The sequence below is a fragment of the Bradyrhizobium sp. BLXBL-03 genome (genome assembly GCF_051853015.1).
GTDB classification, from domain to species: domain Bacteria; phylum Pseudomonadota; class Alphaproteobacteria; order Rhizobiales; family Xanthobacteraceae; genus Bradyrhizobium; species Bradyrhizobium manausense.
This window is the reverse complement of sequence record NZ_CP182470.1, coordinates 2,583,133-2,604,924: the sequence shown is the minus strand read 5'-3', so window position 1 is coordinate 2,604,924 and position 21,792 is coordinate 2,583,133. Positions and strand designations below refer to the sequence as shown.

Annotated in this window: 20 protein-coding genes; 7 read left to right on the top strand and 13 right to left on the bottom strand. The window is 64.5% G+C overall.

Going from position 1 to position 21,792, the window contains the following annotated elements; all coding sequences use genetic code 11:
* The first annotated feature begins 69 nt into the window (after positions 1 to 69).
* The 6 genes from ACNJX9_RS12355 to ACNJX9_RS12330 all read left to right on the top strand — a co-directional run bounded on the left by ACNJX9_RS12355 (position 70) and on the right by ACNJX9_RS12330 (position 7,049).
* A complete protein-coding gene (locus ACNJX9_RS12355) occupies positions 70 to 1,314 on the top strand; it encodes an ABC transporter substrate-binding protein (protein WP_057750459.1) in 1,245 nt (414 codons plus the stop codon).
* Between the two features lie 109 nt (positions 1,315 to 1,423).
* Positions 1,424 to 2,299, top strand: coding sequence for a branched-chain amino acid ABC transporter permease (locus tag ACNJX9_RS12350; RefSeq protein WP_057750463.1), 876 nt, complete (start codon positions 1,424 to 1,426; stop codon positions 2,297 to 2,299).
* A 1-nt stretch (position 2,300) separates the two neighbouring features.
* Positions 2,301 to 3,227: a branched-chain amino acid ABC transporter permease gene (locus ACNJX9_RS12345; RefSeq protein WP_057750466.1), complete on the top strand. Its 927-nt coding sequence runs from the start codon at positions 2,301 to 2,303 to the stop codon at positions 3,225 to 3,227.
* Positions 3,227 to 4,708 carry an ATP-binding cassette domain-containing protein gene (locus ACNJX9_RS12340; protein WP_057750471.1) on the top strand — a complete coding sequence of 494 codons (1,482 nt, stop codon included), beginning with the start codon at positions 3,227 to 3,229 and terminating at the stop codon, positions 4,706 to 4,708. Before ACNJX9_RS12345 ends, ACNJX9_RS12340 begins: the two co-directional genes overlap by 1 nt.
* Positions 4,709 to 4,750: 42 nt before the next feature.
* Entirely contained in the window at positions 4,751 to 5,989 is a 1,239-nt protein-coding gene (locus ACNJX9_RS12335) for an ABC transporter substrate-binding protein (RefSeq protein ID WP_439409017.1), read from the top strand.
* Positions 5,990 to 6,149: 160 nt separating this feature from the next.
* Complete coding sequence (locus ACNJX9_RS12330; RefSeq protein ID WP_439409015.1) at positions 6,150 to 7,049, top strand: SMP-30/gluconolactonase/LRE family protein; 900 nt, start codon at positions 6,150 to 6,152, stop codon at positions 7,047 to 7,049.
* Between the two features lie 11 nt (positions 7,050 to 7,060).
* Here the strand turns inward: ACNJX9_RS12330 and ACNJX9_RS12325 are convergent, their stop codons facing one another.
* From ACNJX9_RS12325 to ACNJX9_RS12290, 8 genes are read right to left on the bottom strand one after another with little or no spacing between them, the layout of a single operon-like run.
* Complete coding sequence (locus ACNJX9_RS12325) at positions 7,061 to 8,359, bottom strand: MSMEG_0569 family flavin-dependent oxidoreductase (RefSeq protein ID WP_439409013.1); 1,299 nt, start codon at positions 8,357 to 8,359, stop codon at positions 7,061 to 7,063.
* Between the two features lie 12 nt (positions 8,360 to 8,371).
* A complete protein-coding gene (locus ACNJX9_RS12320; RefSeq protein ID WP_439409011.1) occupies positions 8,372 to 8,659 on the bottom strand; it encodes an MSMEG_0570 family nitrogen starvation response protein in 288 nt (95 codons plus the stop codon).
* Positions 8,652 to 9,818: an MSMEG_0565 family glycosyltransferase gene (locus tag ACNJX9_RS12315; RefSeq protein ID WP_439409009.1), complete on the bottom strand. Its 1,167-nt coding sequence runs from the start codon at positions 9,816 to 9,818 to the stop codon at positions 8,652 to 8,654. The genes ACNJX9_RS12320 and ACNJX9_RS12315 overlap by 8 nt, the downstream gene beginning before the upstream one ends.
* Complete coding sequence (locus ACNJX9_RS12310; RefSeq protein WP_439409007.1) at positions 9,815 to 10,810, bottom strand: sll0787 family AIR synthase-like protein; 996 nt, start codon at positions 10,808 to 10,810, stop codon at positions 9,815 to 9,817. The genes ACNJX9_RS12315 and ACNJX9_RS12310 overlap by 4 nt, the downstream gene beginning before the upstream one ends.
* Positions 10,811 to 10,812: 2 nt before the next feature.
* On the bottom strand, positions 10,813 to 11,361 hold the full coding sequence (locus ACNJX9_RS12305) for an MSMEG_0567/Sll0786 family nitrogen starvation N-acetyltransferase (protein WP_057750493.1): 549 nt from the start codon (positions 11,359 to 11,361) through the stop codon (positions 10,813 to 10,815).
* Positions 11,358 to 12,488, bottom strand: a complete 1,131-nt coding sequence (locus ACNJX9_RS12300) for an MSMEG_0568 family radical SAM protein (RefSeq protein ID WP_439409005.1) — start codon at positions 12,486 to 12,488, stop codon at positions 11,358 to 11,360. Before ACNJX9_RS12300 ends, ACNJX9_RS12305 begins: the two co-directional genes overlap by 4 nt.
* The gene (locus ACNJX9_RS12295; RefSeq protein WP_057750497.1) at positions 12,403 to 13,470 is read right to left on the bottom strand and encodes a Nit6803 family nitrilase; all 1,068 of its coding nucleotides are present in this window, start codon (positions 13,468 to 13,470) and stop codon (positions 12,403 to 12,405) included. Before ACNJX9_RS12295 ends, ACNJX9_RS12300 begins: the two co-directional genes overlap by 86 nt.
* Before the next feature lie 37 nt (positions 13,471 to 13,507).
* Positions 13,508 to 13,990: an MSMEG_0572/Sll0783 family nitrogen starvation response protein gene (locus tag ACNJX9_RS12290; RefSeq protein ID WP_057750501.1), complete on the bottom strand. Its 483-nt coding sequence runs from the start codon at positions 13,988 to 13,990 to the stop codon at positions 13,508 to 13,510.
* A gap of 332 nt (positions 13,991 to 14,322) precedes the next feature.
* Between ACNJX9_RS12290 and ACNJX9_RS12285 the strand changes: the two genes are divergently transcribed.
* On the top strand, positions 14,323 to 15,711 hold the full coding sequence (locus ACNJX9_RS12285) for a PLP-dependent aminotransferase family protein (protein WP_439409003.1): 1,389 nt from the start codon (positions 14,323 to 14,325) through the stop codon (positions 15,709 to 15,711).
* 64 nt (positions 15,712 to 15,775) lie between these two features.
* Here the strand turns inward: ACNJX9_RS12285 and ACNJX9_RS12280 are convergent, their stop codons facing one another.
* The 5 genes from ACNJX9_RS12280 to ACNJX9_RS12260 form a co-directional block, all read right to left on the bottom strand.
* Entirely contained in the window at positions 15,776 to 16,750 is a 975-nt protein-coding gene (locus tag ACNJX9_RS12280) for an alpha/beta hydrolase family protein (RefSeq protein ID WP_439409001.1), read from the bottom strand.
* 190 nt (positions 16,751 to 16,940) lie between these two features.
* A complete protein-coding gene (locus ACNJX9_RS12275; RefSeq protein WP_057750517.1) occupies positions 16,941 to 17,900 on the bottom strand; it encodes an ABC transporter permease in 960 nt (319 codons plus the stop codon).
* Positions 17,897 to 19,009 (bottom strand): ABC transporter permease, encoded by a 1,113-nt coding sequence (locus ACNJX9_RS12270; protein ID WP_439408998.1) that lies wholly within the window; start codon positions 19,007 to 19,009, stop codon positions 17,897 to 17,899. The genes ACNJX9_RS12275 and ACNJX9_RS12270 overlap by 4 nt, the downstream gene beginning before the upstream one ends.
* The gene (locus ACNJX9_RS12265; protein ID WP_439408996.1) at positions 19,002 to 20,549 is read right to left on the bottom strand and encodes a sugar ABC transporter ATP-binding protein; all 1,548 of its coding nucleotides are present in this window, start codon (positions 20,547 to 20,549) and stop codon (positions 19,002 to 19,004) included. Before ACNJX9_RS12265 ends, ACNJX9_RS12270 begins: the two co-directional genes overlap by 8 nt.
* 63 nt (positions 20,550 to 20,612) lie before the next feature.
* Entirely contained in the window at positions 20,613 to 21,743 is a 1,131-nt protein-coding gene (locus tag ACNJX9_RS12260; RefSeq protein WP_057750525.1) for a sugar ABC transporter substrate-binding protein, read from the bottom strand.
* Between the last annotated feature and the right edge of the window lie 49 nt (positions 21,744 to 21,792).

Below are 21,792 nucleotides of genomic sequence, written 5' to 3'. Positions count from 1 at the left end.
AGGATTCTCTCGCCGTTATAGTCGCGCGCCAATAGCAAAAAGAAGCTTGGTTCAAAGGGAGAGAACAATATGAATAAAGCACTCTCTGGTGCATTGCGATGTGCGTTTGGTGCCGCCGCCGCGGGCGTCGTGTTAGCGGCCTCAAATGCGGCCTTTGCAGCCGATCCGATCAAGATCGGCGTGATCGCGGAGGCGCAGGCCATTGCCGGCGCATCGATCCCGCAGGCGGCGCAGCTCGCCGCCGACGAGATCAACGCCGGCGGCGGCGTCGATGGCCGCAAGATCGAGATCATCGGCTACGACAATCACTCCTCCTCGGCAGATTCGGTGCGCGCGTTCCAGCGCGCGGTGAACGAGGACAAGGTCAACGTCGTCATCGCCAGCTATATCAGCGAAGTGGTGCTGGCGCTGGAGCCCTGGGCCTCGCGGCTGAAGACGCCGTTCGTGACGCCGGGTGCTGCCTCCAACGAGATCAGCAAGAGCGTCCACGCCGATTACGAGAAGAACAAGTACACGTTCCACGGCTACCTGACCTCGGCGGCACTGGCGCTTTCTGTGTGCGACGGTGCCAAGGACCTGCTCGTCGACAAGATGCACATGAAGACGGCGGTCATCATGAGCGAGGACGCCGCCTGGACCAAGCCGCTCGACGTCGGGTACGAGGAGTGCCTGCCCAAGGTCGGACTGAAGGTGCTCGACCACATCCGCTTCTCGCCTGATACCACCGACTTCACCCCGATCTTCAACAAGATCGAGGGCGCCAAGCCCGACGTGATCATCACCGGCATCTCCCATGTCGGCGTGCAGCCGACGGTGCAGTGGAAGAACCAGCAGGTGCCGATCCCGATGTTCGGCATCTCCTCGCAGGCGACCAACGAAACCTTCGGCAAGGACACCAATCAGGCCGCCGAAGGCGTGCTCTATCAAGGCGTCTCCGGGCCCGGCGTCGCCGTGACGCCGAAGTCGGTGCCGTTCGCGGAAAACTTCAAGAAGAAGTACGGCAACTACCCGTCCTATGCCGGCTACACCGCCTATGACGAGGTCTATTACATCGCGGATGCGGTGAAGCGCGCGGGCTCGACTGATGCCGACAAGCTGGTCGATGCGCTGGAGAAGACCGACTGGGAAGGCACGATCGGCCGCGTCCAGTTCTATGGCAAGGACGATCCGTTCACGCACTCGATCAAGTACGGCAGGGGCCTGATCACCGGGCTGATGCTGCAATGGCAGGACGGCAAGCAGAGCGCGGTCTGGCCCAAGGAGGTCGCCAAGGTCGACATCAAGTTCCCGAGCTTCATCAAGCTCAGCAACTGATCGGAACAGCTCCCGGGGCCATCGCCCGGGAGCTTCCACTTGCGGCGCTGCACCTTTCCTCAACGCCGCAGCCTGACTGCCAGCCCATAGACCGGATTGCCAATCTTCAATGCGAGCTTTCCAGATTCTGATCGATGGCTTTGCCATCAGCGCTCTCTACGCTCTCGGCGCCACCGGCTTCACACTGATCTTCGGCGTCTCCGGCGTGCTCAACCTCTCCCACGGCGCCATCATGGTGGCGGCTGCGGTGGCGGCATGGGCTGCCGCGAGCATTCTGGGCGTCGGCACCTATGCCGGCGCACTTATTGGCGTCGGCGTCGCCCTCCTCACCGCTTTCCTCACCTACTTCGCCGTCGTGAAGCCGATCCAGGATTCCCGGCGCATCCCGAATGAGGAAAAGGAGATTTTCGTCCTCACCGGCACCCTGCTCTGGGGCATCATGATCCAGGAGCTGATCGCCTATTTCTTCACCAACAACGCCAAGACCGTGCTGCCGATCGTCGAAGGCGTGGTCGATATCCTCGGCGTCCGTACGCCCACGAACGAGATCTTCACCGCGATCGTGTGCTGCCTCGTCATCGCTCTGTTGTGGCTCCTGGTGAACCGCACCCGCACCGGCAAGGCGGTGCTGGCGGCCTCGATGAACCCGCGCGGCGTCACCCTGCTCGGGCTCGAGCTCACCAACATCTATATCGTGGTGTGGGCGATCTACGGCATCCTCGCCGGCATCGCCGGCGTGCTGCTCGGCATGTTCCTCGGCGTCAGCTCCTACAGCGTCGGACCGTTGACCGCGAGCGCGTTCTCGATCGTGGTGCTCGGCGGCCTCGGCAGCGTCTCCGGCTCGCTGATCGCGGCCTTCGTGGTCGGCTATCTCGAAACGCTCACGGCCTATCTGGTCTCGCCGGCCTATCGCACCATTCCGGCGCTGCTGCTGCTCGTGTTCGTGATGTACATCCGGCCCCAGGGCCTGCTGGGGAGGCGCTGAGATGGCCGGCTTCTTGACCTCGCGCCTGTTCTTCGTCTCGCTGGCGCTCGTCATCATCGCGGCGACGCTGCCGCTCTACGTCTCCGGCTACGTGCTCGGGCTGCTCACGGTCGCGTTCTATTTCGGCGTATTCGCGATGGCATGGGATCTGCTGTTCGGCTTTGCGGGCGAGGTCAATTTCGGCCCGACCTTCCTGATCGGCGTCGGCGCCTACACGGCTGGCATCCTCAATGCCCAGTTTGGCTGGTCGGTCTATCTCTGCATCGTGCTCGGCGCGCTTGCCTCGGTCATCGCGGGCCTCGTGCTGGCGCTGCCGGCGCTGCGCGTGCGCGGACCGTATTTCGGCCTGACCACGCTGGTAGCGGTGCTGATGCTGCAAAACTTCGTCGTCGTGTTCGCCGACCTTACCGGCGGCGAAATCGGCCTCACCATCCCTGACGTCATCACCATCAATGCCGGCGCCAATTACTGGATCGCGCTCGGCTTCATGACGATCTCGGCGGCGATCCTCTACGGCCTATCGCAATCCCCTGTCGGTCTCGTGCTGCAAGCGAGCGGCCAGGATCCGGTGCAGGCCGGCGCGCTCGGCTTCAACATCGTCAAGCACAAGCTCGCCGCCTTCATCGTCAGCGCGTTCTTCTCGGGGCTGTCGGGCGCGCTGCTGGTGTTCTACTTCGGCACCGCCTCGGTCGGCACCGTCGTCGACGTCGCGGTCGGCGTCAACGTCATCGTCTCGGCCGTCCTCGGCGGAAGGCGCACCGTGCTCGGCGCGGCGCTGGGCGCGATCTTCCTGATCGTCGCCGGCGAGTTTCTGCGCCCGACGGGCGAGCTTGCGACCTTCATCGTCTCGGCGGTGGCGCTGCTCGTCGTCCTGTTCTTCCCCGGCGGCTTCCTAGGAGCGGCCCTCTCGCGCGAGGCTCGCTCGTAATGGATCAGAGGCTTTCCAACCGGCCCGTGCTCGAAGTCCGCGGCCTCACCAAACGCTTTGGCGGCCTGACCGCGGTGAAGAACCTCAACTTCGACGTCAACAGCGGCGAGATCTTTGGCCTGATCGGGCCGAACGGCTCGGGCAAGTCGACCGCGATGAAGAGCGTGATGGGCATCGAGCGCCCGACCGCAGGCGACGTCGTGTTCGAAGGCGAGAATGTCGCCGGCCTGCCCGCACACAAGATCGCGCGCAAAGGCTTTGGCATGGTGTTCCAGCACTCGCGGCCGCTGAACCGGCAGACGGTGCTGGAGAACATCATGGTGGCGCTGCTGCCGGACAGCCTGTTCATGCTGTTTCCGGACAAGGCGCTGGTCGAGCGCGCCAAATGGATCGCCGACCGTGTCGGCTTGGGCTCCGTGATGAACCGCCGCCCGCCGACGCTGCCCTTCGCCGATCTGCGCCGGCTCGAGCTTGCGAAAGCGATCGCGCGCGACCCAAAAGTGGTGCTGGTCGACGAGCCCTTCGCCGGTCTCACCCGCGCCGAGGTGGACGTGTTCTCCGACCTGATCCGCAGCTTCCGCGATGACGGCCGCGCGGTGATGCTGGTCGACCACAACGTCAAGAGCGTCGCGGCCCTCGTCGACCGCGTGCTGGCGATGTATCTCGGCGAGGAGATCGTCACCGGCAGGGCCGACGACGTCATGCGGAACGAGACGGTGCGGCGGGTCTATCTCGGCGGCGCCATTGAGACCCATGCGCGGCCCGAGACGAGCTTCAAGGACAAGGTGCCGCTGCTCCAGGTCGAGAATGTCAGCGTCCATTACGGCAAAGCGCAGGCGCTGGAGAATGTCTCCATCCACATCCACGAAGGCGAGTTCGTCTCCATCGTCGGCCTCAACGGCGCCGGCAAGACCACGCTGTTCAACACCATCTCCGGCTTCCTGCCCTACACCGGCGAGATCGTCCGCGGCGGCGAGAAGCTGCGCGGCACCAGCCCCGCCAGGATCGCGCGCAGCGGCCTCGTACAATGCCCTGAGTCCCGCGAGCTGTTCGGCGAGATGACCGTGCGGGAAAATCTCGATCTCGGCGGCCAGCACCTGGACGACGAAGCAAGGGCGAAGCAGCTCGCCTGGCTGTTCGAGCTGTTTCCGATCCTGAAGGAGCGCCAGGGGCAAATGGCGCAAACGCTGTCAGGCGGCGAGCAGCAGATGCTGGCAATCGGCCGCGCGCTGATGATGCAGCCGCAAATCCTGATCCTGGACGAGCCGACACTCGGCCTTGCGCCCGTCATCCTCGAGCTGCTCTCCAAGGCGCTGGAGAAGTTGCGGCAGACCACATCGATCACCGTGCTGCTCGGCGAGCAGAACGTGACCTTCGCGCTGCCCCATGCCGACCGCGTCTATGTGCTGGAGCACGCCAGGATCGTCTGGGAGGGCGATCCCGGCCGCTTCGCCGCGGAAGCCGGTGCCGATTTTCTCTAAGTCGCGCGTATCAACAAAGAAAACAACGAAAGGGAAACGACCATGCGATCATCGACGGTTTTGGGTGCCGCCTTCCTCAGCTCCGCTCTGGCGCTATGCCTCGCAGCTCCCGCCTACGCGCAGTCGAACGACCCGATCAAGATCGGCGTCATCGCCGAGGTGCAGGCGATCGCAGGCGCGGCGACACCCGGCGGCGCGCAGATCGCTGCCGACGAGATCAACGCGAGGGGCGGCATTCTCGGCCGCAAGGTCGAGATCGTCACCTATGACAACAAGAGCTCCTCGGCCGACTCGGTGCGCGCGTTCCAGCGCGCGGTGAGCGAGGACAAGGTCTCGGCCGTGATCGCGAGCTACATCTCCGAGGTCGTGCTGGCGCTGGAGCCCTGGGCCGCGCGGCTGAAGATGCCGCTGATCACGCCAGGCGCCGCCTCGAACGAGATCACCAAGGCGATCCATAACGACTACGAGAAGAACAAGTACACCTTCCACGGCTACCTGACGTCAGCCGCGCAGGCCCAGCTCGTCTGCGATGCCGCCAAGGACCTGCTGGTCGACAAGCTCAAGTTCAAGACCGTCGCGATCATGAGCGAGGACGCCGCCTGGACCAAGCCGCTCGACGTCGGCTACGAGGCCTGCCTGCCCAAGGCCGGGCTGAAGGTCGTCGAGCATGTGCGCTTCTCGCCTGACACCACCGACTTCACACCGATCTTCAACAACATCGAAGGCAAGAAGCCCGATGTGATCGTGACAGGCATCTCCCATGTCGGCGTGCAGCCGACGGTGCAGTGGAAGAACCAGCAGGTGCCGGTACCGATGTTCGGCATCAGCGCGCAGGCGCTGAGCCCGACCTTCTGGAAGGACACCAACGGCGCAGCCGACGGCGTGCCCTCGCTTGCGGTCGCGACGCCCGACGTCGCCGTGACCTCGAAGACCAAGCCGTTCGCGGCCGCGTTCAAGGCCAAGTTCGGCGCGCCGCCGGCCTATACCGGCTACACCGCCTATGACGAGGTCTACATCATCACCGACGCAATCAAGCGCGCGGGATCGACCGACCCGGACAAGATGGTCGCCGAACTCGAGAAGACCGATTACGAAGGCACGATCGGCAAGATTCAGTTCTACGGCAAGGATGACGAATTCACCCACGGCATCAAGTCCGGCCCGGGCGCGGTGACCGGCTTGGTCTTCCAGTGGCAGGACGAGAAGCAGGTCGTGGTCTGGCCGGAGAAGATCGCGGAAGGCAAGCTGAAGTTTCCGAACTTCGTGAAGCTGTCGCAGTAACAGGCCTAAACGCCAGATCACATGCGCGATGCCCGGGCCCTCCCGGGCATTTCGTTTTCGACCCTTGAAGCGAACCACGCTTGCAAAATCGTCAGGGTCGATCAAACTAACGATCGCACGCAGGCCACCTTAAGAATCTGCGGCTTATCGCGGAGGACGCATGCTCCCCTATGTCGTTCACGACCCTCGCTTCGAGAAGCTGGTCATCGGCCATGTCAATCTCGAAAAGCTCTTCACCGGCTGCCGCTGGGCCGAAGGCCCCGCCTATTTTCCGGCCGGGCGCTACCTGATCTGGTCCGACATCCCGAACAACCGGATGATGCGCTTTGACGAGACCGACGGATCGGTGTCGGTGTTCCGCGCGCCGAGCTTCAATTCCAACGGCAACACCACCGATCGCCAGGGCCGGCTGGTGAGCTGCGAGCATTTCATGCGGCGCGTTAGCAGGACCGAGCATGACGGCTCGATCACCGTGCTGGCCGACGCGTTCGAGGGCCGACGGCTGAATTCGCCGAACGATGTCGTGGTCAAGTCGGACCATTCGATCTGGTTCTCCGACCCGACCTACGGTATCGACAGCGACTATGAGGGCCAGCAAAGCCCGTCCGAGATCGGCGCCTCCAACGTCTATCGAATCGATGCCAACACCAAGGCCATCACACGCGTCGTGTCCGACCGGGTGCAGCCGAATGGCCTCGCCTTCTCGCCGGACGAGACGCGGCTCTACGTCGCCGACACCGGCGCGACGCATGTGCGCGGGCTGCCGCCGACGATCTGGTCCTACGAGGTCAAGGGGCAGACGGTCGGAGAAGCCTCGCTGTTCGCGACCTGCCCGGACGGGCTCTATGACGGTTTCCGTGTCGACATCCATGGCAACATCTGGACCTCGGCGGGCCGCAGCGTGTTCTGCTACGCGCCTGACGGCACCCACATCGGCACGGTCCCGATCGGCGAGATCGTCGCCAATGTCTGCTTCGGCGGCCCGCGCCGCAACCGCCTCTATATCTGCGGACAGACCTCGCTGTATTCGATCTATCTCAACACGCGGGCGGCGGTGTAGGGCGTGCGAGGCTACACCGCTTCTCTCGCTGCATATTGCTCGCGTGGGGCTGCCTGATACGTGCCAGCGTGCGACGCACTCGATCGGGCCTCGATGTGGTCTGCCACAAACTCTGCATCACGCCCGATGCCGACGAACCGGCCGGAGCCCCAGGTGTAGAGCCAGGGCAGGCCGATCACATAGGCGCCGTCGACCGACGTGACGCCCCGCTTGTGGGTTGGATAACCGGTGCCGTCGAACATCGGCAGGTCGACCCAGGACCAGTCGGAGCGGAAGCCGGTCGTCCAGATGATGCTCGTGATGCCGCTCGCTGCGAGATCGAGCTCCGTGGGCACCGCGGCGGGGGTCCACACGGGCTCGTAGTGAGGCGTCTCGGGCGCGGCGATCCTGTTCCTAGCGATGTGCTCGTCGATCATCCGGCAGATGCCGTTGTAGACTTTGTCGGCATTGTCGAGATTGACCTGGAGATCATCGCCAAGCTGCAGGCGCGTTCCACGACCGTCCTTGAGGCGACCGTAGAGCTTCATGCCCTCGAGCGCGAATTTGCGCAGATCGATGTCGCGGCCGCCGTCCCGTCCGGTCAGGTAATGGTTGGCGTTCTTGCGGACCCCCTCCTTCAGCGAATGCTTGTCGACCGGCAGGTCGTACTGGCCGAGATCGTCGAGCCAGTCGACGGCATCGCGGCCGCGATAGAAACGCGGGCACCGCGGCGCGCTGCCGACGGCGAGATGCACCTTGCGGCCCGCCAGGTGCAGATCCTCCGCGATCTGGCAGCCCGATTGCCCGCTTCCCACCACGAGGATCTCGCCCGGCGGCAGCTGATCCGGATTGCGGTAGGCAGAGGAGTGGATCTGCATGATCGAGGCATCGAGCCGGTCGGCAAACGGCAGCACTTTTGGAACGTGATATCCGCTGACGGCGAGCACGACATTGTCGGCGGCGATCTCGCCTGCGGTGGTCTCGAGCATGAAGCCGCGACCGGATCGCCACAGACGCGTCACGGCGACGCCCTCGCGGACTGGCGCATCGATGTGCCTGGCGAAATCCTCGATGTATCTGACGATCTCGTCGCGCAGCATGAAGCCGTGCGGATCGCTGCCGGCATACGGAAATCCCGGCAGCTTGCATTGCCAGTTCGGCGTCACCAGGCAGAACGCGTCCCACCGCTGCGTCTTCCAGGAATGCGCGATGGTGTTTTTCTCCAGCACAATATGCGCGATGCCGCGCGCCTTGAGCTGCGCGCTCATCGCAAGGCCAGCCTGGCCGCCGCCGATCACGACGACCGGATAATGGGTGTGAAGGTCGGACATGATCAGCTCCTGCTAGTCTTCAAACGAGACGATGGTGACGGAGGCGCCAGGCGTGGCCTCGAACTGCGCGGCCGCCGCTTCGATCCGGGCGAGCTGACCGAGGGCGCGCGAGCAGAGAAAGCCGTACTTCTCGCGGACGCGCTCGGCCGCGATCGTCAGCGCGATGCGGCTGCGCTCGCGGAAATCGTCGAGCGCATAGGTCGTGCCGACGACGAAGTGGTCCTTGATGACGAGGGAGGGCGAATAGCAGGCCTCGATCCGCTCATCGGGCCAGCGCACGTGGAAGTGCATCTCAGGCATAATGCACCTCGCGCATGTCCTGATAGGTCGTCATGTGTGCCTTGGCGGTGCGGCGCCAGTCATGAAGCCGGGCGACCCTGGCGCCATTCGCAATCAGGCGCGAGCGCAGCGGCTCAGTGAGCGCGCTCAGGGCGGCATCCGCGATCGAGCCGGGATGATGCGGATCGCACCAGGCAACATCGTCCGCGCCGAGATATTCCGTGAACGGCGCGAGATGCGAGACCACCGCGGGCACGTTGCTCGCCATCGCCTCCAGCACGGCCAGGCCAAAGCCTTCGCGCAACGACGGGAACAGCAGCACATCGGCCAGACGAAACAGCGATGGCATCTCGGCATCCGCCAGCGGACCGGTTTCGATGACGGTATCAACAGGCAACCCCGCATCGCGCAGCCGCGAATTGAACTGCTCTCGATACGCGCCATGATCCAGCAGAGAAGCCCCGCCGGCGATGACGAGCTGCGCGGACCGATGCACGGCGTGCACCTGGCGGAACGCCTCAAAAATGCCGAGCGTATTCTTGCGCTGCTCGACGCCGCCGATGGAAAGCAGGATCGGGCCTGCGCGAAGGCTGAGCCGTGCACGCAACACCTGGTCGCCAGGAGCAACAGTGGGCGAATAGCGCGCCGTGTCGACACCATTGCCGACCAGCGTCGCCGCGCGTGACATCTCCGCCTCCAGCTGCGCCTGCCAGAACCGGCTGACGACGAACAGGCCATCGGCGTGGACGATCGAGCGACGGTCGAGCTCGCCGAGCCGCTCGTCGGCGAATGCATCGATGTGATGAACGGTGCGGACATAGCGCTGGATCAGGCCGCGCTGTTTCAACGTCGCGAGCGCATTGCCGGAGATGCCGTCCTGGGCGTGGAAGACGTCGAACTGACGATGCGCTGGATCCTCAAAATATTTGACATAGTCGGCGATACGCGCCTCGACCATCGCGACGACGTCGCCCGAGACTGATGATGCAGGCACCGAGCGCGTCGCGGCGACGCTGCGGCGGAAGAAGCCTCTGCCTGTTGGGTCCGGCGCATGCGCGACCGGCCTATGTCCGAGGTCGGCAAGGGCGTCCGCCAGCGCGAGCGCATGCACCACGCCACCTCTTGGATTGGTGGAGTGCGCGAGGATCGCGATACGAAGCCGGGGCAAGTCGTCGCTCATGCCACGCTCCGCTGCTGATGGCCCTGCCTTGGCGCACAGCCGATCAGCGGCTGCGCCGCAAAATCCCAGACCGTTGCCCGAGCGGAACCGGCGCTGATATCGACTGATGTCCCGGCGGCGACTTCTCCGATCGCGGCGGCCGCAATGCCGCGCCGCTGGAAGCGCGACAGGATCTCGTCGACGTCTCCGGGCCTGGCTGACAACAGATAGCCGAAGCTCGGAAACGTCAGCAGCCAGCGCTCGAGCGGCGCGCTCGCAGGAATCGGAATCGCCTCGACGTCCAGGGTGATGGCGACCTGCGAACACTCGGCCAGCATCGCCGCGGTCCCAACGATGCCGCCCTGGCTGATGTCCTTGGCGGCAAGCGCGAGCCCCGCCTCGGCAATGGACGGCAGGATCTCCAGATCGCCCCGCAAGCGCTCCGCCGGCGCGTCGGTCGCTGCCTCCCAGTTCGCGAACGGCTCGCGGTAACGGCCGCGCAGATCGATCGCCGCGATGAGCTTGTCGCCGGGCCTGGCGTCGAAGCTGGTGAGAAGCCGTCTGGCGCGACCGAGGATCGCGACGGCGAACTGGCTCTGGCTGCTGCGCACATTGGTATGGCCGCCGATGACAGGCACGCCGAATGCCTTCGCCGCAGCCTTCAATCCGTCGAGAATGGGCGCGGCCTTGTCCGCGCCATTGGACCAGATCGCATTGACGATGGCCGTCGGCCGTCCACCCATCGCGGCAACATCGGAGATGTTGACCATGGCGCCGCACCAGCCGGCGAACCAGGGATCGGCAGCGACGAATTCGTTCATGAAACCTTCGATGGCGAACAGGGTGTAGCCGTCACCCTCCGGGATCGCTGCGCAATCGTCCCCCACCGCAATGGCGTCGCTGCCCGACAGGTCGAGCGCAGCGGCAACGGCCGCGATGTCAGCCTTGGCGGCGATGCCGCGGCTTTTGCGGAGTGTTTCGGCGAGGCCAGTGAGCGCGGCGCCCGTCAGCATGATCAGGCCGCCAGCTTTGCCAGTGACAGGAAGCCGGTTTCAGGCGTGCGAAACGGCGGGTAGTGATCGAGGTCGGCCTCCATGCGATGGTGCGGCCGGCCATGGAGCTCGAACTCGCCCAGGGAATGCCAATGCATGTGCTGGAACAGCAGCGCGTTCTGGCTTTGCACATTGGCAAGAAAGCGCCGGCAACCGCGCGCATGCGCGGAGGAGACCGCAAGCCGGATCAGGCCGGCACCGACTGCGCTGAGACGCCGGTAGCTCTTCGCAACAGCAAGGCGGGAGCCCCACCACACATCCGCCTCGTGCTCATCGGCGTGAATGCGCACGGTGCCGACGACCTCGTCCTCGGCAACGCCAAGCAGCGACACGGCCACGAGCGGAATGGCCGAAAGGTCGATCGCGTCGCGATCATCGCCCGCAAACACGCCCTGCTCGTCGCAGAACACCTTGCGCCGCAAGACTGCGGCCGCGTTGCGCTCCCAGGCTTCGGTTGCGAACTTCACCTGGAATTCCGGCGCGACGAACGGCTTGAACGGCTCGAACATCATGCGCTTGCTCCGCGTTCGTAAGTGGACAGGGCCGAGCAGGCGCCGCATTTGCCGCAGCCTGCCTTGATGTCGGTGGCGCGCAGACCGCCGGCGCGCAGCATCTCGGCGAGCGGACGCAGGATGTCATGCATGAATGCCGCCGACGGCGTCGGATGACTCTCCAGCGGCGTGCCGGCGATCGACACGAACGGCACGACGAAGGGATAGACGCCGAGATCGATCAGCCGGCGCGACAGCGCGAGGATTTCGGACGGCTCGTCGCCAAGTCCCGCGAGGATGTAAGTCGAGACCTGACCGCGGCCGAACACCGGAACGGCCGCGGCAAACGCGTCCATGTATTGCGCGACCTGGACCTGCGCCTTGCCCGGCATGATCTTTTGCCGCACGGCGGGCCCGATCACCTCCAGATGCATGCCGAGCGCGTCGACGCCGGAACTCTTCATGCGCTCGAACCAGGCAAAATCGTCCGGCGGCTCGCACTGTGCCTGGATCGGCAGGTCGACGGCGGCTTTGACGGCCTCTGCACTCTCGGCAAGGATGCCGGCACCGCGATCGGACGTGTGCGGTGTGCCCGTCGTCATCACCATGTGCCTGACGCCGTCGAGCTCGACGGCGACCTTGGCGACTTCGGCGAGCTGCGCCGGCGTCTTGCGCTCGACCGTGCGTCCGGCCGCGAGCGACTGGCCGATGGCGCAAAACTGGCAGGTCTTGGTGCGGCTCTGGTAGCGAATGCAGGTCTGCAGCACGGTAGTGGCGAGCACGTCGCGCCCGTGCAGCGTCGCGATCTTCCAATAGGGAATGCCGTCTTCGGTGGTGCGGTCGTAAAATTTCGGCCGCAGCGGAAACGAGACGTCGGCCAGCACCACGCCGTCGCGCGAGATGCGGCTGCGCCCAGCCGCGTCCGGGCGCTCGACCAGATAGGGGCTCTCGAAGGCCGGCGCGTTGTGGACCGGGATCATCACGGTGGCGCCGTCGATCGTGAACGGCGTGTGATCCGACGGCCCGGCGCCGCCGCGGCGGCTGGTTCCCCCGGTCTTGGGATCAGCGAGCCGGACCCCGAAGGACTGCAATTCGTTGATCAGCTGCTCGGTCGGCATCGCCATCGGAATCGCCTTGGGCTGCGGCATCTGCGGTCTCATCTGATTGGTCTTTCGGAATGGGTGCGAGGCGGTTCGGGTGAAGTGCGTGCATCGGACGCGCAGGCGCGTCGTTCAGCACCAGCGACAGCAGCTCGGGCCGGGCGTAGTGGCCGACCGAGTCCATCATCCGCTTGCGCTTGGTGATCAAAGCGAGATCGAGATCGGCGACAAGGATGCCCTCGCCGCTGGTCAGCGGCGGCACCAGGTGATTGCCTTCAGGAGAGACGATCGCGGTCATGCAGCCGCCGCGCAGGCCCTTGCGCAGGCCCTCCTCCGGCGAGATTTTGGCGATCTGCTCCTCGGTCAGCCAGCCGGTGGCGTTGACGACGAAGCATCCGCTTTCCAGCGCATGATGCCGGATCGTCACCTCGATCTGGTCGGCGAAGACCTGCCCCACCAGCGAGCCCGGAAACTGGGCCGCGTGAATCTCTTCATGCTGGGCCATCAGCGCGTAGCGGGCGAGCGGATTGTAATGCTCCCAGCAGGCCAGCGCGCCGACACGGCCGACCGCGGTCTCGACCACCTTCAGGCCGGCGCCATCGCCCTGCCCCCAGATCATGCGCTCGTGAAACGTCGGCGTGATCTTGCGGCGCTTGAGCAGAAGCGCGCCGTTCGCGTCGAACACGAGTTGAGTATTGTAAAGCGAGCCGTGATCGCGCTCGTTGACCCCGAGCACCACCACCATGCCGTGGCGCTTGGCCGCCTGCGCAACGGCATCCGCCACCGGACCAGGCACGACGACGGCGTTGTCATAGAGCTGGATGTGCTCGGCGCCGCTGAGGACCGGCGGACGGACAAAGGAGAAATACGGGTACCATGGAACGAACGTCTCCGGAAAAACGGCGAACTGGACGCCCTTGCCCGCCGCCTCCGCGATGGCCGCCAGGATCCGGTCGACCGTTCCGGTCGGCGTGTCCAGATCCGGCGCGATTTGAATCGCGCCAGCCCTGACCGTGCGTTTCGCTGTCACTGTATCCTCCCTCGTCCGTCGCGTGGGCCGACCGAGGTCAGACGGTCCAGGTGTGGAGCATGAACGCGTCGTCCCTGCGGTGAAGCAGGATGAGGTCGAGCACATCGAGCGGGTTGATCGGCCGGATGCCCGGAATCAGCGACGGCTCGCCATGGCCGTAGAGCGCCTGCAGCGCGAACCGGCAGGCATAGACCTTGCCGCCTTCGTCCATGAATTTCGCGAGCTGGTTGTTGAAGTTCTGCGCGCCGGGGAAGGCCTCGTCGCCGATCTTGGGAAAGCCGCGCTGAATGCCGAGCGTGACACCGGGACCGTAAAGCAGAACCGAGGTCTCAAAGCCCTTCCGCTTCAGGCGCAGCGCCTGGAGAATATTGACGAGGCCGATCGAGCCTTCGAACGCGACGGTGTGGAAGGTGACCAGCGCCTTCTCACCCGACTTTGCTTTGACGTCCTCGAAAACCTTCTCTTCGTAGTCGACAAGAAAGTCGCCCTTCTGACGTGCGGGCATGTTCACTGCTGGCATAGACACCTCCTGTTCACGTCCGGCCCTCCCGGATCGAGATCAGGTTTTGCAATCAATGTGCCAAGCAGCGTTCTGCACTACAAATCATCAAACCATACAATATGCATTCACTTATCCATTCAATGTTGAATGGAGACCTGACTGGATTTGATGGTGCTCGCGTGATGATCGAAAAATACTGCCTTAAAAATACTGGGCAGCGCGCTCGATCTATGTGCAACACGCGCAGCCGGAACGCCTCGCCAGGGTGATCAAAACGCGCAATACAATTGCCTGGACGCTCGCAACAATATACAGTCAATTCTACTGACGTAATTGACCGGAACCGAGCAATGGCCGACTGGCGCCCCGATCTCTCGAACAGCGACAAGCCGCGCTATCTCGCCATCGCCGACGCGATTGCCGACGACATCGCGGCCGGACGGCTGGTGATCGGCGACCGCCTGCCGCCACAGCGGAAACTGGCCAAGCGCCTCGACGTCGATTTCACCACCGTCGCGCGCGGCTATGTCGAGGCGCAGAAGCGCGGGCTGATTGAATCCAGGGTCGGACAGGGAACCTTCGTTCGCGACAAGCCGAGGCCGCGGCGTTCGGCGACAAGCTTTCCGCCCCGCCCCGTCGACCTCTCGATGAACCTGCCGCCCGAGCCTGACGATCCTGAATTGATCGAGCGCATGCAGGCCGGCGCTGAACATGTGCTGCGCGACATCGCATCGCTGCTGCGCTACCAGGGATTTGGCGGCACGCAGGCCGACAAGGATGCCGCCTCGAGCTGGCTCGGCCGCCGCGCGCTGGTGCCGGCACAGAACCGCATTTTCGTCTCGCCGGGGGCCCATCCCGCGCTGCTCGGCATCCTCTCGATCCTGGCAAAGGCAGGCGAGGTGGTGCTGTGCGAGGCGATCACCTATCCCGGGATCAGGTCGATCGCCGCGCAGCTCGGCATCACCCTCGTCGGCCTGCCGATGGATCAGGATGGCGTCGAGCCGCAGGCGTTGACCGATGCCTGCAAGAAGCTGAAGCCGAGGGCGATCTACCTCAATCCGACGCTGCAGAATCCGACGACGCTGACAATTCCGGATTCGCGACGGCGCGAGATCGTCGCGATCGCCCGCCGCTTCAAGCTGCCTGTTATCGAGGACGACGCCTATGGCTTCATTCCCGAGCACGGCCATGGCCACGCGCCGTTCGCCGCGATCGCGCCCGATCTGACCTGGCACGTCGCGGGACTGGCCAAGTGCATCGGAGCGGGCTTGCGCGCCGCCTATGTCGTCGTGCCCGACACGCGCTCGGCCTGGCCGTTCGCCTCGGCGCTGCGGTCAGCGACCGTGATGGCATCTCCCCTGACCGTGGCGATCGCGACGCGCTGGATCGAAGACGGCACCGCGGACACGATGTTGCGGTTCATCCGCGCCGAGACGTCGGCACGGCAGAAGCTCGCCGCCGAGATCCTGCCCAAGGGGTCCTATCGCGGCGATCCCCTCAGCTTCAACCTCTGGGTCGAGCTGCCGACGCCCTGGAGGCGCTCGGCTTTCGTGGAGCATATGCGGCAGACCGGCATCGGCGTGGTCGCAAGCGACGCCTTCGTCGTGGGCGATCCACCGCCCGAGGCCGTGAGAATATGCATCGGCGGCCCGTCAACGCGAACGCAGATCAGGGGCGCGCTCGAATATGCCGCTCACGCGCTGGTCGAAACGCCGGCCCTGGCGTCACCGTTTCTCTGATCGATCAGGAAATGATGAGGCAACTTTGAGCACAAACGATGCTATTCGAGCACGCACTGTCAGGTTAGTTTGAAATGCGATCTGTCTGCATTGGCATCGCACGCAAGGTTTGCAGCATGACATCAGTTGCCACGCCAGTCGCACACATTCCTTCCGCCGCTTGGCCAAAATCGACGAGGCTATGATATGTCGGGCCCCGGGCCTTCATGAGTGGGACAAGCCAGGCGGCATGTCCATGCGACTTCAGCCCGCTGAAATACAGTTGCTGCGTTGAAAACGGGATGTTGGAATCACGCGGATCGGAGATCAGGAATATCCTGCGCGCAGGTTGATCCGGTATCTGATCCAAGGCGTCATAAGGATCGAAAAATATCTCCGTCTTCAGACGGCTGACCCATCCCCTGGCCTTCAATCGTGCACGGTACGCCGCAGCCGGAGAAGAAAGAACAACGCAATCAAGATCATTGCGCTGAGCAAGGAACTCTGCCGCAAGCGTCCCGCCTCCGCTGTGCCCTCCAAGCACCCAGCGACCGATGCGATAGCGTGACTTCAGGGTATCGATTGCGGAGGCCATCAGCTTCGCCTCGAGTGGCGTGTGCCTGATGTCGTAGTGCTTTCCTGCACTTCCATACGTACCTGGCCTCCCCAGGAAAATGAACGGCACACCGTATCGTCCGAACTGCCCTTGCGACTGTTCGATCATCGCTGCGACGCCGAGCCCTGCTTGGTGGCGTACGCCTTTGGGCCCGCCCATCACGTCACCCGGCATCCAGACTACAGCCAATGGATTTTGTCCGTCTGCCTTCAATCCTGCAGCGAAGTACCGCAGGCAATATCCGTTGCTCTCGGCACTGACCCAGATAGCGGTTTGACGCGCCTCCATCTCTTTGCAGACCTCTAGCGAAATCTGCGTTCCGTCAATGACTTTAGCTGGATCGAACATCTCATCGTCCGGCCGGGACTGCGCCAAACCTGCCGACGACATCAAGAACGAATTTGCACTCACAATCAGAGACACGAGGATTCCGGCGATTTTCAACGTTGGCACTCCAGCTATGCAACGGCGCTTGACTGGCGACGGCGCCTCTAAAGGCGCATGGCGCGATTTGGCAGCCCCAGTTGCATCTGGAAAGTGGCTTGATCAGGACCAGAGCGCGGTTGGCGGCGATCTACACCGTCGTTCAGCTTGCTCGATCGGGCTCTACGGCTTCGCGCTGCTGATCCTAGCCCTAGCTCGTGACACGCTCGCCGCGGCCGTAGACCAGCAGCATGAAGATGATGACGAGGCCGTAGATCACCTGGCGGCCGGCCTCGGGCATGTCCATGATCGAGAGCACGCTGTTGAGCAGCACGATCAGCACGACGCCGATCAGCGTGCCGAGATAGCGGCCGCGGCCGCCGAGGATGTTGGTGCCCCCGATCACCACCGCCGCGATCGAGGGCAGCAGATAGGCATCGCCCATGCCCTGATAGGCCTTCGTGGAGTAGCCGGCCAGCAGAACACCGGCGAGCGCGGCGGCAAGGCCGCAAAGGACGAAGCAGATCACGGTGACGCGTCGGGTGTCGACGCCGGCGAGATACGCGGCCGCCTCCTTGTTGCCGATGGCGTAGACGTAGCGTCCGAGCGCCGTGCGCTGGAGGATAATCGTGACGATCACAGATACTGCGGCCCAGACGAACAGGGCATTGGGAATGCCGAGCGTGCGGTCGCCGGCCAGCATCCGCATCAGGTCGGTCGCAGCGGTCTGCGGAGCGTAGCCGCCGGTATGCGCGACCATCAGGCCGCGCATCACCGCGTTGACGCCGAGGGTGAAGATCATCGAGGGCACGCGCAAGTAAGCGACCCCGATGCCGTTGATGAGACCGACCACGAGGCCGACGCCGAGCCCGACCGGAATGGCGAGCGGCCCGCCGATCGATGTTGCCATCATCGCGGCCGCGGCGAGCGTCCACGGCACCGACAGGTCGATCTGCGCGATCAGGATCACCATCATCATGCCGGCGGCGACAATGCCGAGGAAGGCGCCGATCTGGAGCTGCTGCAGCAAATAGGTCGGCGACAACAACGGCGCGCTGCCGAAACGGGCAAAGGTATAGACCGTGCCGGCGACCAGGATGACGAGGATGAACAGCGCCGCGATCAGGATCGGGCGGTCGTCGCGGGAGAGTCCGAGGGACGCGGTCGTCATCGAAACAGCTCCAGCGTATTCTTGACACGCAACACGCCGAGCGCGCCGATGCAGACCGCCCCCAGCAGGATCAGGCCCTCGAACAGCGGCTGCAACAGCGGCGCGATGTCGAAGATGCGGAAGAAGAACGAGATGACGCGCAGCACCATGGCGCCGAAGATCGAGCCGATGGCGCTGCCGGTGCCCCCTAACAGCGAGGTGCCGCCGATGACGACGGAGGCGATCGAGTTGAGCGTATAGGCACCCGCCTGCGGGATGTCGGCATTGCCGGATGAGGTCTGGATGGCGAGGAACAGCCCGCCGCAGCCGGCAAAGAAGCCGGCGAGCGTGAAGGCCGCGATCTTGGCGCGGTCGATCGGCAGGCCGGACATGTAGGCGGCGCCCTCGGCCGAGCCGACCGCATAGACGGCGCGGCCGAGCACGGAGCGGCGGAACGGCACCCAGACCAGGAGCGCAATCAGGATCAGCAGCACGAACGGCACCGGGATCCAGGCGATCGGCGCAAACCAGGCCGCTGCACCATCGCCAAAAATATGGACCGTCGCGGCGAAATCGCCGAGCGAGTTGGTCAGCGCCCAGTTGAGATCCTCGTCGATCTTGCCGCCCGGCGTCGGCCGCAGGAACAGCGCGATGCCGATATAAACAGCGCCGGTCGCAAGCGTCGCGATGATCGGCTGGATGCGTCCATAGACGACGATGCAGCCGTTGATGAAGCCGGCCAGCGCGCCGATCGCAAGGCACACGACGATCCCGAGCAGGATGCCGCTCACCCCGCCGGGAAAGGTGCCGAGGCCGAGATGCAGGCCGAAAATGTCGAGATGCAGCGGCGTGCCGCCCGCCGCCCCCGTGAGCAGGTAGCTCGCAAAACACCCCACCATGGTCATGACGGCGCCCACGGAGAGATCCAGCCCCGACGCCAACACCGGCACGGTCTGGGCCATCGCCAGCATGGCGAGCGCAAAGATCTCGTCGCCGTTCTGCACCAGAACCGCCGACGAGAAGCCCTTGGGGTGCGCAAGATTGTAGAGCAGATATAGGATGGTGAACAACAGGACGGCGGTGACGATGCCGATGTTCTGGCGCACCCGGATGGCGATATCGTCAAGCATGGGTGGCTCCGGCAGCGTCCGGCGTCGCCGCGCCGATATTCAGCGCGCTTGCGATAATGTTGGTCTCGGTGAGCTCGTCACCTTCGAGCTCGCGCACGATGCGCCCGTCATACATGATCGCCACCCGGTCGCAGCAGCCGATGAGTTCGTCATAGTCGGTCGAGTAGAACAGGATGGCGGCGCCCTGGTCGGCGAGCTCGCGCATCAGCCGGTAAAGCTCCTGCTTGGTGCCGACGTCGATGCCGCGCGTGGGATCGTTGAGCAGGATGAGCTTTGGCTCGGTCATCAGCCATTTGGCGAGAACGACCTTCTGCTGGTTGCCGCCGGACAGCGTCGAGACCGCATCGCCCGGCGCGCCGATCTTGATCTGCAGCCGCGCGATGGCGCGCTTGATCATGTCGCTCTCGCGCGCGCGGTCGACCAGAGGGCCGGTCGAGATCGCATCGAGCGAGGCGATCACCAGATTGTCCGCGATCGACATCGGCAGCATCAGGCCCTCGGTCTTGCGATCCTCCGGTACCAGCGCGATGCCGACCGACTTCGCCGCCGCCGGAGACCCCGGCCGCACCTCGCGGCCTTCGACGATGATCTGCCCGGTGACGCCGCGCAGCACGCCGAACAGCGCCAGCAGCAGGGATTTCTGGCCCTGGCCATCGAGCCCGCCGAGCCCGACGATCTCGCCGGCGCCGACGCGGAGCGAGATGCGATCGAGGCGCCGGTCCCAGCTCAAATTCTCGATATCAAGCACCGGCGGCGGCGATCCGCGCGGCGGCTTCGGCGGATATTGGGTCGCGATATCGCGTCCGATCATGAGCTGAACGATATCAGCGGTCGAACGCTTGCCCTTGTCGAAGGTCTCGATATGGCGGCCGTTGCGGAACACGGAGGCGCGGTCGGCCAGCGCCTCGACCTCGTGCATGCGGTGCGAGATGTAGAGAATGGCAACGCCCTCGGCCTTGAGCCGCGCCAGCATGGCGTACACCTTCTCGACGTCGGCGCTGGTGAGGGCCGAGGTGGCCTCATCCAGGATCAGGAGCTGCGGCTTCTTGCCGAGCGCCTTGGCGATCTCCACCACCTGCCGGCGCGACAGCGGCAGGTCGCGCACGCGCATCAGGGGATTGACGTCCTCGCAGCCGATCTCGGCCAGCAGCTGTTCGGCACGGCGGCGCTGCGCCCGCGCGTCGATCAGGCCGAAGCGGCGCGGCGGCGAGGAGATCGAGATGTTGTCCGCGACCGAGAGGTCGGGCATCAGCGACAGCTCCTGGAAGATGCAGACGACGCCGGCGGCATTGGCGGCGGAGGGCGTCGCAAAGCTGACGTCCTGGCCGGCAAGCCGCATGCTGCCGGAATCGGGCTGCACCACACCCGAGATGATCTTGATCAGCGTCGACTTGCCGGCGCCGTTCTCGCCCAGCACCGCATGGATCTTGCCGCGCTCGCAGGCGAAATCGACGCCTTCGAGCGCGCGCACGCCGGCGTACCGCTTGGAGATTCCTGACAGCGTGAGGAAGGCATGACGGGTCAGAACGGCATCGGACATGGCGGGCTCACGCAGCGGCGGCCCGGCGAAGGCCGGGCCGCAACCGTGACGTCTCCAGCAGGCTCACTGGGTATTCTTTTCGCTCTGCGACATGATCTCCGGCGCCGTGAAGTTGACGCCGCAGGGCGTGAACTGGTTCGGCGCGAAGAAGTTTGCATTCAGCTCCGGCCAGTAGTTCTCGCCGGGCTTGAGGTCCTTGTAGGTCGCGACTGGAATCGGGATCGAGATCAGCTGCGGCATGACATTGCCCTGCAGCGCCGAGATCGCCGCCTTGGTGGCGATCGCGACCAGCGCCGGCGACTGGCCGTAGGACATGCCCTTGAGCCCGTCCTTGGCGTGATCGGCGATCTGCTTGCGGAACTCGTTCTCACCCTCGCCCGACATCGGCACGAAGGGGTGCTTGGCCGCCATCATCGCCTGCACGGTGCCGTCGGAGCCGCCCTGCGTGAACACGCCGTCGAAATGGCCGTGCACCGCGAGCGCATCCGCCGTCACCTTCTGCGAGGTGCCGGTGTCCCAATTGCCGACCACTTCAGTGATCTTGAAGCTGTTGCCCGGCGCTTCCATCACCTCGCGGAAGCCGAGATGGCGGTCGCGGTCGACGGAATTGCCCGGCAGGCCGCGTACCTCGAGAATGTCGCCGCTCTTCTTACCGCTCTCATCGATCAGCCATTTCGCCGACATGCGGCCCATTTCCTTCTGGTCCTCGTTGACCATCATCACCTTGTCGGTGTCGAGGACGTTGTCGAAGGGCACCACGACCACGTTGTTCTTGTCGGCGAGGCGGATGATGCGGTCGAAGCCGTCAGGGGCGACAGCGATGGTGACGATGGCGTCAAAGCCCTGATTGATGAAGTCCTCCATCGCGCCGAGTTGCGCCGCAACATCGGTGCCGGTGGAGACGACCTTGAACTCCTTGATGTTCTCCTTGATGCCCGGCTGCGCGGCGAAGGCCTTCGCGGTCTTCACCATCTGGATGCGCCAGGTGTTGCCGACGAAGCCGTTGACGAGGGCGATCTTGTAGGGACCGGGCTTCTTGTCCCACTGGAAGAACTTGGTCTCGGATGACCAGGGCTTGAAACATCCGGGATCGGCGCCCGGACCGGACACGACCTTGGGCCCTGCGAGGGCGCTGACGGAGGACAGCAACAGGCCAACGCAGGCGAGCCCCGTAAAACGAAGCGTCCAAACCATATCTCTTCTCCTGAGCTTTTGTTTCCACCCATAATGCGGCGCAAGCCGG